This window comes from Kribbella sp. NBC_00482, assembly GCF_036013725.1.
Taxonomy (GTDB): domain Bacteria; phylum Actinomycetota; class Actinomycetes; order Propionibacteriales; family Kribbellaceae; genus Kribbella.
In genome coordinates this window covers 8640405-8656871 of the sequence record NZ_CP107881.1, presented here as the reverse complement: position 1 = coordinate 8656871, position 16467 = coordinate 8640405, and the positions used below count along the sequence as shown (strand labels likewise).

15 protein-coding genes are annotated in these 16467 nt (G+C 66.9%); 7 read left to right on the top strand and 8 right to left on the bottom strand.

Annotated elements, in window-relative coordinates; translation table 11 throughout:
- Positions 1-2: 2 nt before the first annotated feature.
- Both OHB24_RS41635 and arfA read right to left on the bottom strand, forming a co-directional pair.
- Positions 3-323: a sunset domain-containing protein gene (locus OHB24_RS41635; protein ID WP_327636483.1), complete on the bottom strand. Its 321-nt coding sequence runs from the start codon at positions 321-323 to the stop codon at positions 3-5.
- Positions 324-798: 475 nt separating this feature from the next.
- Complete coding sequence (arfA, locus tag OHB24_RS41630) at positions 799-1902, bottom strand: channel-forming protein ArfA/OmpATb (RefSeq protein WP_327636482.1); 1104 nt, start codon at positions 1900-1902, stop codon at positions 799-801.
- Between the two features lie 231 nt (positions 1903-2133).
- On the opposite strand from arfA, the gene OHB24_RS41625 reads away from it, so the two are divergent.
- The gene (locus OHB24_RS41625; RefSeq protein ID WP_327636481.1) at positions 2134-2691 is read left to right on the top strand and encodes a winged helix-turn-helix domain-containing protein; all 558 of its coding nucleotides are present in this window, start codon (positions 2134-2136) and stop codon (positions 2689-2691) included.
- A gap of 108 nt (positions 2692-2799) precedes the next feature.
- Here the strand turns inward: OHB24_RS41625 and OHB24_RS41620 are convergent, their stop codons facing one another.
- Positions 2800-7152: a S8 family serine peptidase gene (locus OHB24_RS41620; RefSeq protein WP_327636480.1), complete on the bottom strand. Its 4353-nt coding sequence runs from the start codon at positions 7150-7152 to the stop codon at positions 2800-2802.
- 316 nt (positions 7153-7468) lie between these two features.
- Between OHB24_RS41620 and OHB24_RS41615 the strand changes: the two genes are divergently transcribed.
- The 4 genes from OHB24_RS41615 (at position 7469) to OHB24_RS41600 (ending at position 11061) form a co-directional block, all read left to right on the top strand.
- Positions 7469-8077, top strand: coding sequence for a winged helix-turn-helix domain-containing protein (locus OHB24_RS41615; RefSeq protein WP_327636479.1), 609 nt, complete (start codon positions 7469-7471; stop codon positions 8075-8077).
- Positions 8078-8102: 25 nt separating this feature from the next.
- Entirely contained in the window at positions 8103-9254 is a 1152-nt protein-coding gene (locus tag OHB24_RS41610) for a threonine synthase (RefSeq protein WP_327636478.1), read from the top strand.
- 378 nt (positions 9255-9632) lie between these two features.
- Complete coding sequence (locus OHB24_RS41605; RefSeq protein ID WP_327636477.1) at positions 9633-10151, top strand: hypothetical protein; 519 nt, start codon at positions 9633-9635, stop codon at positions 10149-10151.
- Positions 10152-10167: 16 nt separating this feature from the next.
- Positions 10168-11061 (top strand): hypothetical protein, encoded by an 894-nt coding sequence (locus OHB24_RS41600; RefSeq protein ID WP_327636476.1) that lies wholly within the window; start codon positions 10168-10170, stop codon positions 11059-11061.
- 359 nt (positions 11062-11420) lie between these two features.
- Here the strand turns inward: OHB24_RS41600 and OHB24_RS41595 are convergent, their stop codons facing one another.
- The 5 genes from OHB24_RS41595 to OHB24_RS41575 all read right to left on the bottom strand — a co-directional run bounded on the left by OHB24_RS41595 (position 11421) and on the right by OHB24_RS41575 (position 14288).
- Positions 11421-12557: a methyltransferase domain-containing protein gene (locus OHB24_RS41595; RefSeq protein ID WP_327636475.1), complete on the bottom strand. Its 1137-nt coding sequence runs from the start codon at positions 12555-12557 to the stop codon at positions 11421-11423.
- A 4-nt stretch (positions 12558-12561) separates the two neighbouring features.
- Positions 12562-13509, bottom strand: coding sequence for an ATP-grasp ribosomal peptide maturase (gene tgmB / locus OHB24_RS41590; protein WP_327636474.1), 948 nt, complete (start codon positions 13507-13509; stop codon positions 12562-12564).
- A gap of 2 nt (positions 13510-13511) precedes the next feature.
- A complete protein-coding gene (tgmA, locus tag OHB24_RS41585; RefSeq protein WP_131498790.1) occupies positions 13512-13742 on the bottom strand; it encodes a putative ATP-grasp-modified RiPP in 231 nt (76 codons plus the stop codon).
- 128 nt (positions 13743-13870) lie between these two features.
- A complete protein-coding gene (locus OHB24_RS41580; RefSeq protein WP_327636473.1) occupies positions 13871-13996 on the bottom strand; it encodes a hypothetical protein in 126 nt (41 codons plus the stop codon).
- A 16-nt stretch (positions 13997-14012) separates the two neighbouring features.
- Positions 14013-14288, bottom strand: a complete 276-nt coding sequence (locus tag OHB24_RS41575) for a hypothetical protein (protein WP_327636472.1) — start codon at positions 14286-14288, stop codon at positions 14013-14015.
- Positions 14289-14456: 168 nt separating this feature from the next.
- On the opposite strand from OHB24_RS41575, the gene OHB24_RS41570 reads away from it, so the two are divergent.
- Positions 14457-15680: a helix-turn-helix domain-containing protein gene (locus OHB24_RS41570; RefSeq protein ID WP_327636471.1), complete on the top strand. Its 1224-nt coding sequence runs from the start codon at positions 14457-14459 to the stop codon at positions 15678-15680.
- A 63-nt stretch (positions 15681-15743) separates the two neighbouring features.
- Complete coding sequence (locus OHB24_RS41565) at positions 15744-16283, top strand: flavoprotein (protein WP_327636470.1); 540 nt, start codon at positions 15744-15746, stop codon at positions 16281-16283.
- Positions 16284-16467: the final 184 nt, after the last annotated feature.

Genomic DNA, 16467 nt, shown 5'->3' with positions numbered 1-16467 from the left:
GGTCAGTCGCGCGGGTCCGCGGCTTTGCGCGGGCGGCGGGTGTACTTGGTGAAGCCGGCCTGCTCCGCGTCGGCCTCCGTGCGGAACCAGACCTCTGGTTTGGTGCGGCCGTAGTACGGCGAATCGGGTGTGTGGAACAGCATCGACTGCGCGTTCCCCTTGATCGTGAACCCGTCCGGGGGGCCTTGATGCGGCACCGCATCCGCCGATCCTTCGCCGTACCGTCCAGCTGGTACGTCGGTTGGCGCGTCCGGAGCCGTGTCCGCAGCCGGCTGGATGTGGTCGAACAACGTCCCCTCCCCACCCATCAACTGCGAAAACACCGGCTGCTCAACCTCCCCACCCGAACCCGCACGAGCTGCCGGCTCCGCGGAAGGTTCTGGCTCCGCGGAAGCTGCCGACGCTGCCGGAGCCGGAGCCGGGTCGGGCTCGGGCGCTGGGCTCGCCGATCTAGTCGCGGGGGTCTGTTGGTCCGGCGAGATCGGCGGGGCCGGCTCGGCTCCCGGGGTGGGTCGCTTGGGCGCGGGTGTGGGGGGAGAGGGCGGTGCTTGGGGGCTGGGGGCGGTGGTGGTGGCGGTGGCGGGGGTGGGGCGGCGGCGGTCCAGGAGGCGCCAGGTGATGGTTGCGCCTACCAGGAACGCCAGGAGGGAGCCCAGCCAGTTGTCTCGTAGTAGCCAGCTCATCAGCGTGCTCCTCCGGCCGAGTGGCGGACGAGTCTGTGCACCAGCCAGGCGGCCGCGCTACCCAGCACGAACGCGACCAGTAGCAGAATCCAGGTCTCGGCGATCAGCCAGCTCATCAGTTCCCCTGCACTACTCGGATCTCGGCGCGGCGGTTCGCGACCCGCCCGGCGCCGGTGGCGTTGGATGCGATCGGGAACGCCTCGCCGTACCCGTGCGCGAGGATCCGGTTCGCACCGACCCCCAGCCGCACCAGTTCGGCCTTCAGCGCGGCAGCCCGGCGCTCGGACAGCGGCAGGCTGCTCGCGGGCGAACCGAGGTCGTCGGTGTGACCGGCCACCTCGACGCGCACCGTCGTACACGACTTGAGGACGGCGGCGGCCTTCACCACGGCCGGCTTCGACGCGTCGTTCACGATCGACGTACCGGACAGGAAGTTGATCGGGTACTGCCGGCTGAACTCGGCCAGCCGGCTCGGGAAGGTACGGCACGGCTCGCTGACCGCGCTCTTCGGCGGCGCCGGGAGCGCCAGCTCGTCCGCGATCACCGCACCCGGAACGGCGGCCGCGGCGGCCCGGCCGATGGTCGCCTTGGTCGCCTGGTCCGGTACCTGACCGGACAGCGTCACGGTCTCCCCGTCGTACCGCACCGAGGCGTCACCGCCGCCGATCGCCAGCGCCCGCAGCAGCGCGGACACCGTCGACGCCTCGGCGAGCCCGTTCGCAGCGTCGATCGTGGTGCGGTCGTCGTACTCACGGTCCTCGCCGAGCACCTGCTCGACCTCGGCGGCGATCGCGTCCTTGACCGCCTGGCTCCGCACCGGCGCCTGGACCCGGATCGACCGATCCGTCCGCCCGACCTCGAACGCCGGTACGTCGGACTGCGACGGCGTACTGCTGCTGGTCGGAGCAGGTGTCGGCGTCGCACCGGCCGCCTGCCCGTTCACGAGCTCGACCGACCGTACGCCGTCGACGCCGGACACGACCTCCTGGACCACCGCCGGATCCACTCCGGCCGGCACAGTGACGCGCGCGTTCCGGCCGTCGAAGTCGACGCCGCCGGCCTCGATACCGCGTGCTTTCAGAGCTGCCGTGGTGCGTTCGCGGAGGTCGTCCTCGGTGGTGCCCGCCCTGGCCGGAATCAGCACAGCCGTCAGCAGTACAGGGACTGCGAGGGCCGCGAGCAACCAGATGACGAGCGGCCGTCGAACGAGACCGGGCACTGTTCCTCCGTGGATGCGGTCAGAGTGACCGTGCGCGAGGAGACTACTCCGCTTGGCGGGCCGATCGCACACCTGTCCGGGGAGCGTCGCGAGGTTTTGCCGAGGTTTGGCTGTCCTGTCTCGGACAGGACGCATATGTGCCAGCCCGACGGGCCGCGAATCACTTGACTTAGTTCGCGCCGTGAACCGTACTTAGGGCGGGCCGGTTCGACTGGGAGGGGCGAGCTTGTGATGCCGATCGAGAGGCCGTCCGATTCGTCGTTGATCATCGGCGTGGCCGCGTCCACGGCCGAACGAGTACACCTGGCCCGCCTGCTGGGCGGCGCCGACGCGCTGCTCCTGGTCTCGAACGCCGACCAGGCCCGCGCCTTCCTCGAGCTCACGGGAGTCACGGTCGCCCCGAGTGCGGCGATCGGTGCGACCGCCGCCGTACCGAAAGTGCCGACCGTGGCGGCAGCCGCGGAGCGCCGGATGCAGGCGGTACGTGAACCCGAGCCGGTCGCCGAGTTGCGCCTGGACGTCGACCGCCGCGTGGTCCGCTGGAAGGACCGCGAGATGCCGCTCACCCGGCTGGAGCACGACTTCCTGCACTGCCTGGTGGCGGAACCCGGCCGGATCTGGACGTACCAGCGCCTGCACCACGCCGTCTGGGGCAACGAGCACCTCGGCCACGGCTCGCACATCCACTCGGTCGTCAAACGCCTCCGCCAAAAACTCACCAACCTCGGCGCCACAGTCACCATCCACGCAGTCCGAGGCGTCGGCTTCCACCTCCTCCCCACCACCTGAGGCCAGGTTTCCGGAAGATTTTCGCCACCTGGTGACGAAAATCTTCCGCAAAACAGGGCTCGGCCCCCGGACCACAGTGGTCCGGGGGCCGAGCTTCTTGCTAGGTGCTTACTTGATCGACTTCAGGGCGAAGTCTTCGGTGACGGGGGTGCCTGCGACCAGCTTGGTGGTGCGGGTCTGGGGCTTGTAGCCGTCCTTCGCGGCGATCAGGCTGAGCGGGTTGTTGCGACGGTCGAGCCAGTAGGCGTACTTACCGTTGTTGTCGGTGATGAAGGTGTAGGACTGGGCCCACGAGTCCACCTGCACGATCGCGCCCGGGAGGGCGGCGGAGGCGCCGGACGAGCTGACGCCCGTGACGGTGCCCTGCAGCTTGCTCCACGTGGTGGGCGGGGTGACGACCATCGTCACGCCGACCGGAGCGACCGTGTAGGGGGTGTTCTCGCCGATCGTCACGGCACCGCTGTAGGTGCCGGGCTGGTCGACGCTCGCGGAGAGCGTCACCTTGACGGTCGTCGACTGTCCCGGGGCCAGGGTGGCCTCGGTCTGGTCGAGGGACATCCAGCTCACGTCCGCCGACGACTCGGAGCAGTCCTCGAGACCCGGCAGGGCCTCACTGTCCGCGGTCGCGTTGAAGCTGCCGGACGAGCCACCGATCTTGTAGAAGCCACACGCCGCGCCACCGCGGTACCGCGGCAGGTTGGCGTTCGGCAGTGCGGTCCAGCTCTCGGACGACGGGTCGTACGAGAACCCAGCGTTGGTGACCGCACCGGCCTGGACACCGCCGACGATCAGGAGCTTCCCACCCGCGACGGCGTACGACGCCGCCCAGTGGTCGGCCGGAGCGTCCGCGATAGCGGTCCAGGAGTCGGCTCCCGGGTCGTAGACGTACGCCGCCTTCAGTGAGTTCGTACCGTCGTTACCACCGGCGCAGTACAGCTTGCCGTCGATGGCACCGCAGGACGCGAACGCGACCGACTGCGGGTAGTTCGCCAGCGTCTCCCAGGCGTTCGCCGAGGCGTCGTACCGGACGACCGTGTTGCTCATCGGCAGACAGCTGGCGGTGGTGCACCCGCCGACGGCGTACAGCTTGCCGTCGAGCACGGCCTGACCGGCCGCGGCCCGCGGGGCCGGGTTGGCGGCCAGTGCGGTCCAGGCGTTGGCGGCCGGGTCGTAGGACCAGGTCTCCGCCGCCGGGCCGGCCGGTCCCCAGCCGGAGCTGGCGATGATCTTGCCGCCGATCACACCCACGCTGATGGCGTTGCGAGCACCCGGCAGCGGGGCGATCGCGGTCCAGGCGAGGGTCGCCGGGTCGTACACGTAGCTGTTCCCGGTCGACGCACTACCGTTGCCACCGGCAATCGAGTACGTCTTGCCCTCGAGGCTGACCACCCGGTTGTCCATCACGGTCGCCGGGTAGTCGGCGATGTCGGCCCACGGAGCCGCCATCGGCTTCGCGGCGGCCGGCGCTGCGCCGGTCTTGCCGGTCAGCATCCGGGCGAACGAGGTGTCCACGGCGAGCCGCTGCAGCGGTGCGCCAGGCCCGTTCTCCACCTGGGCCTTGGTCGTCGTCGATCCGTTCGCGTTCTGCAGGACGAAACCGCTGTCCTTCTCACCGAACTTCACGTCGACGGCCGCGCCGCCGGTGTTCGTGACCTTGAACGACTTGGTCACCTTTCCGGTCGGCAGCTTCAGGTTGCCGGAAACAGCGCCCGGCGTGACGGCCAGCTGGCCGGCCTTCAGCGTGTAGTCGGCCGTGGTGGTCCAGTCCGCCTCGACCCCGACGGTCGCGGTCGAGCTGACGTAGTTGCCGGCCTTGGCGGTGAAGCCCTGGTCGCCGTCCACGGACGAGTACAGCCAGTAGAAGCCGTCGTTCAGACCGGTGTCCTCGGGCGTCGCCACGGTGGTCGCGGACTCGGTGCTGCCGTCACGGGTGACGACGGCGCCGTTCACGAAGCCGCTCGTGTTGGCGTCCTTGACGTTGCCGACGACGAGGCCGCCGCCGGTCGGAACACAGGTGATCTGGCTGCCGACGAGGACGTTGTCGACCTCCCACCACCATTCGTACGACGCGTCGAAGTAGTGGAACCGGACCTGGACCGCGGACTTGCCGGCCGCCTGCGGGATCGCGATCTCCTTGACACCACGGGCGTCGGTGGTCTGCGCGAGCACGTTGGTCCAGGTGGCGCCGCCGTCGATCGACAGGTCGACATCGGCCTTCTCACCACCGAGGTAGTTCAGGTCCTGGTTGAACCGGATCACCGGAGCGGTGACCGAGGTCAGGTCCACGACCGGGCTGACCAGCAAGGTGTCCTGCGACCCGCCGGCGCCGTACTCGTCACTGTCCACGACCGCGAACTTGCCGCTGCCGCCGGCCAGGTTGCCCCGGTTGCCCGGGTCGTCGAACTTCCAGACCTGACCGTTGCCCTTGTTGTCGACGACGGTCCAGCCGCTCGGCGCGGCACCGGAGTCGAAGGTCTCGTACACGCCGTCCGAGCCCCACTTGTAGCCGGGCGCGGTGCTGCACGAGGTGCCGTCGGCAGGTACGGCGATGTTCTGCGTCAGGTTGCCGGTGCCGACCGTGATCGGCTGGCTGACGGCCTGGTATCCCGGGTACTTCGACTCGACCTTGAGCGAGTACGCCGCACCGGACGGGACCTTGAGGCTGTACCGGCCGTTGCTCGGGGTCGTGTAGTCGAACACGCCACCCGGGCCCTCGACCGTCACCTTCGCGTACAGCGGCCAGCCGTGGCCGGAGCCGTCCGTGACGGTGCCGCCGACGCTCACCTGCGGCGTACTCACCAAGGCGAAGTTCTTCGTGGTGGTCTGACCGGTGGTGATGGTGGCGGTGGCGGTCTGCGTCGCGTAACCGAACGACGCGACCGTCAGGTTGTAGTCGCCGGCCGGCAGCACGGACGAGAACGAGCCGTTGCTGCTGGTGGTCAGCGTCTTGTCCGGCTGGCCCTCAGCCTTCACCGTCACGCTGGCGCCGGCGAGAGCGGCACCACCGGTGGCGGCGGTGACGGTGCCGGAGAGCGTGCCGGTGTCGCCGATCGGCGCCGCGTTCAGGAGCGCCAGCGCGTCCAGACGGCCCTGACCGAAGACGTTGTTGTTCGCGTCGGTACCACCGCACTGGCTGTTCGGCGTGTCGATCGCGGTCGAGTCGAGCAGCGCCCGCGTGGCCGCGACGTCACCCTTGAGGGACGGCGAGGCCGACCACAGCAGGGCCACGACGGCCGTCAGGTGCGGTGTCGCCATCGACGTACCGTTGAACGCGCCGTACGTGTTGCCCGGCAGGCTGGAGCGGACGTTGACACCCGGAGCCGAGATGTTCGGCTTGATGGTGCCGCCCTGACCCACGCCGCGGCCGGAGAACGACGCGATGTTGTTGTTGATGTCGTAGGCGCCGGCCGAGTAGTTGCTCGTCAGGCTGCCCGGTGAGCCGGACGTGTTGCAGCCGCCCTCACCGCTGTTGCCGTTGGCGAACGTCCCGAAGATCCCGGACGCGGTCCAGGCCAGGGTGATGTCCTCCATGAACGGGTCGTTCGACGGCAGCTGCGAGCCCCACGAGTTGTTGATGACGTTCGGCCGCTTGCTCGCATCCGGGTTCTGCCCGGCGAGGTCGGTCGGCTCGAGCATCCACTGGCCGGAGGTGATCAGCGCGGCGTCGCTCGGGCAGCAGCCGTTCGCGGCGATCCACTTCACGCCCGGGGCGACACCGATCTGGTTGCCCGCGCCGTCGTCGCCGACCATGGTGCCCATCGTGTGGGTGCCGTGGCCGTTGCCGTCGGACGGTGCGTTCGGCGAGGTGCCGGCCGCGTCGAACCAGTTGTAGTTGTGGTTGAAGGTGCCGTCACCGTTGTTGCCGCGGTACTGGTTCACCAGCGCCGGGTGGTCGTACTGCACACCGGTGTCGATGTTGGCGACGACGATCCCCTCGCCCTTGTCGCCGTACTGCGACCAGACCTGGTTCGCCTTGACGTTGGCGACGCCCCACTCGACGGCCTGGATCGCCTTCTCCTGCTGGCCCGGCGTGACCTTCGGTACCTCGACCTGGACGGGCGCGTACAGGCCCTCGACCTCGCTGTGACCGGCCAGGTTCTGGGCGAGTTCGAGCGAGCCGCTCTCGATGCGGATCGCGTTCGTGCCCCAGAAGGACTGGTACTTCACGTGCTGCGCGTCCAGCTCGGCGCGGATCTTCGCCTGGCTGTCCGCGGCGGCCTTCTTCAGTGCGGCGGCCACTGCGCTGCCGCGCTGGTCCCAGTTCGTGATCTTGCTGGCGGCGGTCAGATCGGCCTTGGCCGCGAACCGGACCCAGTAGTCCGTCGCGGACTTGGCGTCCTTGCCGTCCAGCTTCTCCAGCAGTTCTGGCTTGATCTTGGAAGCCGGTGTTGCCTCCGGCTTGGTGGGCGGTGAAGCCTGGGCCTGGCCGGCGGCGGCCAGACTGGTTGCGACGACTGCCACCGTCGCGAGGGCACCCACCAGTGATCTGGCGAGTCCCTTTCGTTGATGTGACATCTCTGCAGCCCCTCACTTGAAACGACCCCGAGTCGACTCCCCCGAGTCATTTGCTGCAGGAGGGCGTAGATGAACGCTTCGTGCCCCCCAGGTCGCGGCATGTGACACCGCAAGCTTGTCGTGGACCTTATGTGTCAGAACAACGTGGTAACAAGCACACCTGGTGAGCAACTTGTGACTAGGTGTCGCGCCGATCGAAGCAACCTGGGCAAACGTTGGCATTCCGTTGACGATCCGAGGCAGATGTTGACATCGTGACCAGATGGTCACCGCCCGTGTCCCCGCCCCAGGTGACGCCGATCTGACCGCGGCCGGATCCGAACCGTTCCCGCTGCTCATCGCGGTCGCGGCCTCAGCCGAGCAGCGCGTTCGGCTGGCCGAACTGGTCGACGACGTCGCACCGCTGCTCCTGGTCTCCAGCCTCGACGAACTGCGCAGACTGCTGGTTCCCGCTGAGCAACCACCTCCCGCCGCACCCGGCCAGCCCGAGCCGCCGGACCCCGAAGCGGCCGATGCCACCGCTGTCCGCACGACCGGCGAGGACCCCGAGGCCGACGTACTCACCATCGACCGGGCGCGTTCGGTCGCCCGCTGGCGTGGTCGCGAGATCCAGTTGACCGACCTCGAGCAGGAGCTGCTCAGCCGGCTGATGTCCGCGCCGCTGCGGGTCTGGACGTACGACGCCCTGCACCACACCGTGTGGCGGGACCGGAACATCCGCGGCACCGCCGACGTGCACTCGGTGGTGAAGCGCCTGCGCCGCAAGCTCGACGACCTCGGTACGACGGTCACGATCGACGCCGTCCGCGGCATCGGGTTCCGGCTCACCGATCACCAGCGCCCGATGATCACCGATCTACGCGCGGGGTAGTTCGCGCGGGGTAGTTTCTGTTGTCGTGACCTTCTCCGCGCTGAGTCATCTCGAGTGTCCTCGCTGTGGCGCCACCCATGACGCCGATCAGATCATCGGCCTGTGCCCGTGCGGATCGCCGCTGCTGGCGCGGTACGACGTACCTTCGCTGAAGAAGGCTGATCTGGCAGGTCGGTCGACCGATCTGTGGCGATATCACGAGCTGTTGCCGGTCCGGTCGCCCGAGAACGTGGTGACGCTGGGGGAGGGGATGACACCGCTCCTGCCGTTGCCGCGGTACGGCGCTGAGCTCGGGGTCGAGCGGCTCTTGATGAAGGACGAGGGGCTGATCCCGACCGGGACGTTCAAGGCGCGCGGTGCGGCCGTCGGTGTGTCGCGCGCGTACGAGGTCGGCGTACGGAAGATCGCGATGCCGACGAACGGGAATGCCGGGTCTGCGTGGGCCGCGTACGCCGCGCGCGCCGGGATGGAGGCGTTGATCGCGATGCCGATCGCCGCTCCGGAGATCTGCCGGCGCGAGGTGACCGCGGTCGGCGCGCGGCTGCAGCTCATCGACGGGCTGATCGGCGACGCGGCGGCGTACATCCGGGAGCAGTCCGGGTACTTCGACGCGTCGACGCTGAAGGAGCCGTACCGGATCGAGGGCAAGAAGACGATGGGCCTGGAGATCGCGGAACAACTCGGCTGGAAGTTGCCGGACGTGATCGTGTACCCGACGGGTGGCGGCGTCGGCATCATCGGCATCTGGAAGGCCCTGAACGAACTCCGCGACCTCGGCTGGATCGACGGGCCGCTCCCGCGGCTCGTCGCGGTGCAATCGACAGGTTGCGCGCCGATCGTCCGCGCGTGGGAGAAGGGTCTCCCCGAGAGCGAGCCCTGGGCGGGCGCCAACACAGTTGCCTTCGGCATCACCGTGCCCAAGGCCCTCGGCGATTTCCTTGTACTACAGGCGATCGCGGAAACCAACGGCTGCGCAATCGCCGTCGACGACGAGGACATCCTCGCCGAACAACATCAAGTAGCCCGGATGGAAGGCGCCTTCATCTGCCCCGAAGGCGCCGCCAACTTCGCCGCCATCCGAGCCCTCCGCGAGTCCAACTGGATCCAAGCCAACGACCAGGTAGTAGCCCTCAACACCGGCGCCGGCCTGAAGTACCCGGAGACCGTCCCGCTTTAAGGAGCCCACGCGCGCTACGCAGCCGCGACGTTCGTCGCTCCGCTCCTCACCGCGGCAGCTCCGCGCGCTCCCACCCACCCCCGCTTGGCGCGGTGCATTTGTTGCCGGCTGCCGCCGGCGAGTTGCGAGCTGGCGCTCGCGTGCGACCACCCCGCGCCGCCGGTCCACCTGTCATGTCGGGCAGGAATGCCCGACGACGTTCACGCATCTGCTGGCGAGAAGTTCTGGCGGTAACGCAAATCGAGGCTCTACGGATCGCGCTGGTCCGCGTAGCGTTCTTGCAGGCATTCGATCCTGACGCACAGCCCTGAGGCGCTTCAAGGTTGAGCGGTTGGTCGGGCCGCGCGCGACAGCGGCCTGCGTCGCTATCGTTTGATTATGACTGCCCGTGTTACGGCGAATGAGTGGACACCGTTGCCTGGCTCGCTGCCGGTGTCTGTCGAGGCTGGCAAGGTCTATGTGATCCCGACGCGTTCTGTAGGTCCAAGAGACGACGACGGCGCTATCGAGCTCTGTTATCCCGACAATGTGCGCTACCTGCCCAAGGCAGCGCGAGCAAATGGTCTGCCGGTGGAATTTTCGCTGCCAGAAGGCAGACGGCAGTACCTCCAAGAGTTCAGCACCGATCCCGAGATGTGGTCGCTTGGACTCTGCCTGCTAACGATGGCGAGCGACTGGCTCATCCTGACCGTCAGTCTGTACATCGCGCGTCGGTCGGAGCAACAGGGCTGGAGCACCGATGAAGCAGAGAGTCTTCCACTGCGAGTTTGGGTAGCTGAGACCGAGACCGGCAAGACCTACCAGATCGAGGGCAGCGGATCAGATGTCCTAGAGGCGCTGAAGGAGCTTCATCGCGGTGCGGGCGCGGAAGAAAAGAGGCTCGATGGGGATAGATAGAGGGCTCAGTTTCAGGATGATGCTCTTGGAGTACGGTCCCATTCCCCCATCGGGTGGGCCGATCCGCGAGCGCTTCCTGGACCATCACGGACGTGAATCTTTGAGAGATTCCTCGGATGCCTACGCGGAGGTGCTCAGTCTGCTCGGGGACCGTGCGGACCTCATGCCCACTCTGCCGTTCCCATTGACTGAGAAAGACGACCTTGCTCGGCGGCGCATCCAGCGTCAAAAGCGTGCAGAGTGGATGGACTACGCGAACCGGTTGGATCGGTCGACCATTGAAGCTATAGAGCCGCACATCAAGAGGGCCGTGTCAGCAGCCGTCGCCGCTCTGAACTACCTCGAGGATCATCCTCTGCGAGAGGACGCCCATCGTGCGATCCATCGCGCCGCATTTGTGAAGCGTGGGTTGTTCGGTTGCCCCATCGTTCTCCGAGACGATGAGTTCTGGACTGACTGCCCGATCAATTTGTCGCATCTCAGAATGGGCGTCTCCGTGGGCGTTGTCAGCGATTTCGAGTGCTCGATCTGCGGCTGTCTTGTCGAAGACTGCGACCATCAGATGGGCCGTGTCTATCCGAAGACGGCGCGGCGCGATGCGGATGACGAGTGCACCCTGTGTGCGGCCGTTAACTGCGAGCACAGTGTGGGCGAGATGTACATGTCAGAAGCGCGCGCCAATGCCCGCGATGTCAGGCTGGGAGAGGCGTCCTTGGTGGCGCGTCCTCGGTACCCTCAGGCTCGCATCGTTGAGATGACGAAGGATGTGAGCATGGCGGGAGACGATGAGTTGGTGCGCCATGCTGCGAAACACATGAGCCTCAATTGCGACGCCGACCTCGGCCCCTGTGACGGCTTCAACGACATGCGAGAATGGGACCTTTCTAATTCGCGGCCGTCGGATCGGTAAGGGGTCCTTTCGCCCGGAGTCGCGCAGGGCTCTGCCGCCGCTCACCAGGTGACGAGCACCAGGGATTCTCTCCCCGGTTGTAGGCCCTGGCATAGGCTGATATGGATCTTGCTGGGGCAGAGCCAGCCCTCGACGGACTCCGGATGAACGGCGAGGATCCGAGCTGATGGCATCAGGCGGTTCCCAAACAGGCAAGCGGTTGGCGGCCCTCAGATCCGTCCGAACGGGGGTGGTAAATCGTCTATAAAATGCTCAACGTCAAGCCCGCTAACGTAGGTTGTGTGGCTGTCGGCCAGTAGTCTCGTCGGCAGGAACACGCCAGGGAGCAGTGGGACCTGGAGCGAGGGATTTACAGCTGGTCAGAGTTCAAGTGTCCAGGTGCAGTCGGGGCTGAGGAGGGCGCTCCGATCGGCCCCTAGCTCGACGGTCATGGTGTGGAGCGGGAACCGCCCGGCGGCGGTCCAGATGGCTTGGACACGCTCCAAGTCGTCCCATAGCCGTCGTGGACCGCTTTGACGGACGGTCCTGCTTTCACTGTCGGCGCGTGCCCAAGATCCGTCCGCTGCTAGGAGCCACAGGAGTTGGCTGCCGTCGTCGCGGGTCGCGGAGCGGTTCTCGATGTCGGGGCTGTCGAGCTCGTACAGGCAACGCAGCTCCCAGTCGCCCCACAGATCGGGCACCGGTCCCGTCAGTTGGCGGGTCTCGGTGCCCGGCCGGTCGCGTGCGGCGTCATATACGTGGTCGAGCCGAGCTGGGTAGTCGGCCTCGCGGCGGGTGCGCATGAAGGTGGCTGGGTCTGGTTGGACGCGGCCGCGGACTACTCCATCGGGGTGTTTCTCGGCGCTGATCAGGAGCGAGGTGCCGGTGATTGTGGTGACGATCTTCCCGCCAGGGCGGAGAGCATCCAGCCATGCCGGCGGGACGGGACGGACGGAGACCGTCGCGATCATGCGGTCGTAGCCGGCGTCCGGCAGGGAGCCGGTTGCGTCGGCGACCTCGAGGCGTGGCGTTCGGCCGAAGCCGGCGAGGCGTTCGCGGGCGGCGGCGACGAGGTAGCGGTCCACGTCGATGCTGGTCACCTGCTTGTCGCCGAGGCGATGTGCGAGGAGGGCGGCGGAGTAGCCGGAGCCGGTCCCGACGTCCAGTACCTGGTCCTGTTCGTGCGGGTCGAGCAAGTGCAGCATCCGCACGATCAACCCGGGCAGAGTTGAGGACGACGTCGGGAGACCCGTCGGACGATCGGATAGGTCTGCATTGTCGGCGTGGAGTGCGCCCACGCGGGTCACCAGTGTCTCGTCGGCGTATGCCTCTGCCCATGGTTGGTCCGGTTGTGGCGTGCGGAGTCCCCAGGCGAACGGATAGCTGTCGGGGATCGGCTCCCACCACCTCGGCACCAATTGGTGCCGAGGTGTGGAGCTGACCGAGTCGTGCCACTCGGGTGCCGCTGCTGTTACTTCGTCGGCGAGCTTGCGAGCGGCTTCGGTCCAGTCAGTCACGGAGTCAATCGTCCTTTCCTTGGAGGGCGTCGGCCATTGCCTCGATCATCGGTACGCCGGCCTTGACCGCGAGCCAGTGCCATTGACCGTTCGGGTTCACTTCGAAGAACACCCAGCGGCCGTCCGGGGTCACGGCGAAGTCGAGCGCTCCGAAGTACAGGCCCAGTTCGTCCATGAGTAACCGGACACTCTTCTCCACCTGAACCGGAAGCTCGATCGGACCGTAGGTGAGGGACGGATAGTCCGTTCTCCAGTCCAGTCTTGCAGCTGCACTACCGGCATGGATTGCGACCGGGAACATCCGCTGCCCGATCACGGTCAGGCGTACTTCGCACCGCTTGGGCACTCGCTCTTGAAACAGATGCGCAGTGCCGGTGACGCTCGTGTCGATCTCATCGGCCCGGAGCACCGTGGTCGGCAGGTATCGATGTCGCCGTTCCGCCGTGAGCACGCCGCCGCTGAGGCCCTTGTAGATGACCTCGTCGGCGCCGATGAACTCATGCGCATGATCTGGATCCGAGGTGATGATCGTCCGCGGTACATCGAGCCCTGCGCGCGCTGCAACAGCAAGCTGAACCGGCTTGTAGTTCGCGGCCGAATCCTTCGCCGGATGATTGATCCATCGCACCGGCAGAGACCCCAGTACGCCGAGTACTCCGACGCGCGCCTCCGACACTGCGAACGCTCGCGCTTCGTCCGGCCACGCGCTCGGCACACTGAACTCGGCGGGGCGTCGCCACCACACGGCAGTGACCGCTGTGAGGTCGACCGACCGATCGGCGGTCAGTTGGCCCTCCCAGCCTTTCGCCCCGAGGGTGGCAGCTACGCGGGACGACTGCGGGAAGTCGGAGGTGTCGTACCGAACGACCGATGCATTCCGCCTGGCCAGCTCGTCGATGACAGCGTCGGCCGTCAGATCGTCGCTACCGGTCAGCACCAGGACGGTCCCCATCGTCAGTAGTTGTCGGTCGATGTGTCAGATCCTGGCCGCTGGCCGTCGGGGATCGGCGTCTCGGTGTTCGTTTCCGGCAGCGCCGCGGCGATCGCGTGGTACGGATTGCCGGTCGCGGACACGTTCAACTGGAGGTTGGCGCTGTAGGTCATCGGCAGTTCCATCGGCGCTGTGTCCGGACCGGAAGCCAGGTGACGGACGCCGAACGGAACTGCGCTCATCTCGTTGCTCATGGTGAATCTCCAATATCGGTGGGGGTTTGGAACGGCCGGCCCAGAACGGACTCGCTATCTCGTCCCGCGCCGGCCGGCTTCTGGGCTGCGGTGTCGGTGATTTGCTGACATCGCAGGTGTCGGCCCGGTCAGCCGTGGATCCGGAGGGTGATGACGTGCGCGTACTGCTCTGCGAGTGGTGTCGGGACGATGTACTCCTCGGCCAAGTACTCGCCGAGCCACAGTTGTACGCGCCAGAGTTCCTGCTCGGCCATCGAACCGAAGGGTCGATCAGACCGGGCGGTCGGCGTCGAGCCACCGTACGACGGTGGAACCGTTGTGGCCGTGCACTGCGAGGAGAGCGTCGAGGCCGTAGTCCCACACGACCGTGGTAGCCCACTTCCCGCGCCACCGCAGCGCCACAGTCCCGTCCGACCACTCGATTCCCTCCGCCACGTCGCCGGTGCCGCTGACTCCGGTCACATCGACGGCGCGACGTAGTACGAACCGGCGTGGACATGCGATGTGTCCGGCCGAGCCGCCTGTGGTCACCGCACCAACGTGCATGTCCCTCAACCTCTCTGGATCGGTCGCGCTGTGTAATCAATTGTTGTGAGCGGCGAACCTGCTGGGTTGCACACTTGGTGCAACACTCGGCACGCTCAGCGAGCGCCGCTGCGAGGGCGTAGGTATCGTTCGATCTGGATGAACAGCGGCCGGAAGCGGAGACACGGAATGTCAGAGCGCAGGCTGAGCACCGGTGCGCGAATTGCCGCGTATCGCCGGCTGAATCGGCTGACCCAGCGTGGCCTCGCGGCACGGGCCAACGTGTCCCACAGCCTTCTGACCAAGGTTGAGGTTGGCTCCAAGCCGGCTTCGCAGTCGTTTCTGGCTGCGTGTGCGAAAGCGATGGCAATTCCGGTCACGCACCTGACCGGTCAGCCGTTCATCGAGGAACAGAGTGAAGATCGACTGTCCGGCCCGCTCAACGATCTGCGGGCGTCCTTGGAGAACTTCGATCTCACTCTCGATGATTCTCCCGCGCGCACGCTCGCGGAGATCCGGCCGGACGTCCGTGACATGGTGCTCGCCCGGCGCGACGCGCAGTACGCACGCATTCTCGGCCGAAGTCCTGCTTTGATCGACGAGCTGGTGCAGCTCTCGCAGACGCTGGCCGGCCACCACGCCGAACAAGCGCATCACCTTCTCGTGCAGCTGTACCGCTCGGCTGCGGATGTGGCTTATGCCCTCGGTCTGGTGGATCTTGTGTCGCTGCTCCTCGCCCGCATGGATTTCTCCGCATCTCGATGTGGCGATCCCTACCAGGTTGCGACCTATCGCTACATGCGTGCGTACTCGACGTTCACCACAGGCCGCCACGAGCTTGGCCACCGGATCATCCAAACCGCCCTTGCCGACATCGACGCAGGCGTCCGTGCGGCTGATCCTGTAGCCGTATGCGCGGCCGGCAATCTGCGATTGCGTGCCGCCATTCTCGCGACGCGTCAAGCCGATGCGGACACCGCACGAGGAGAAGTCGCCGAAGCCCGGCACCTGGCGGATGTGCTTGGCCGTGAGGTGACCGGCAACGATCTGGCAACCGGCTACGCCGGCGCGATGTCGTTCGGCGCAACGAATGTCGCGATCCACACAGCGGCCGTCGAGATGGAACTCGGCAACCACGGCAACGCAGCCGAGCTCGCCGAGCTCGTCCGTGTGCCCGCGGGCTATCCGCCTGATCGGATAGGCCACCATCACATCGACACAGCGCGGGCACGGCTCTTGACCGGCGACAACGAGGGCGCGATGAACTCGCTCCAGTTGGCGCGGCGGATCGCGCCGCAGAAGACCAGATACCACCCGAGTGTCCGGGAAACCATTGCCAGCCTGGTGCATGCTAGCCGCCATGCAACCGACAGCCTCATCGGCTACGCCCATTGGGTCGGCGTACAACTGTGATCTGTTGTCGCCTTTGCATGCTCTGTCCTACTCGCCCCTGCTGGCTCTGACAGGTGGTCCTGCGTGAGTAAAGGTGCCCTACTTCTTGTTGTGTGCGGCGCGCCGCTGGCCTCTCGTCTAGGTGACGGAGTGCGAGCGGCGCGTGCCCGGGGCTGGGATCCTTATGTCATTCCCACCGACGCCGCGATTCCTTGGCTGCCGGACCAAGATCTGGCTGACGCCCCCGTTGTCGTCGGGAATCGCAAGCCGACTGAGCCTCGCCGCACGCCGACGGCTGACGCCGTGGCGGTAGTTCCGGCGACCTTCCACACCCTGAACGCGTGGGCAACCGGGAACGCGTACTCGTACCCACTGACGACACTCTGCGCGGCCCTTGGCTCCCAGACTCCTACGGTCGCCGTTCCGTATGCCAGTCAGGAGTTGACCAACCACCCGGCGTGGGCCGCCTCGCTCGCGGTGCTCCGCCGCTCAGGCATCCGGATCGTGGATCCTCAAGACGGCTCGCCTGAGTCCGTGACACCAATCAACTCCGGCACCGGCGCCGTCAAGAACTTCCGATGGGAGTGGGTCTTCGAGCAGATTGCGCTGATGCCGGGCTCCTGAGGAGCCGCGTTGGAGCAGCCCCAGCCATCGGTCTGCTGGGCGGCTCGACCCTTTCTCCCTTCGTCTGCGCCGGCAGTACGTCAGCTCTGGCCCAGACGTCGTCTGCCCTCCGATGGGTGCAGCGGACATGGTTCACTGCGATGCTCCGTCGAACCCGTCCTGCATGAGTCGAGATGTGCGCCCG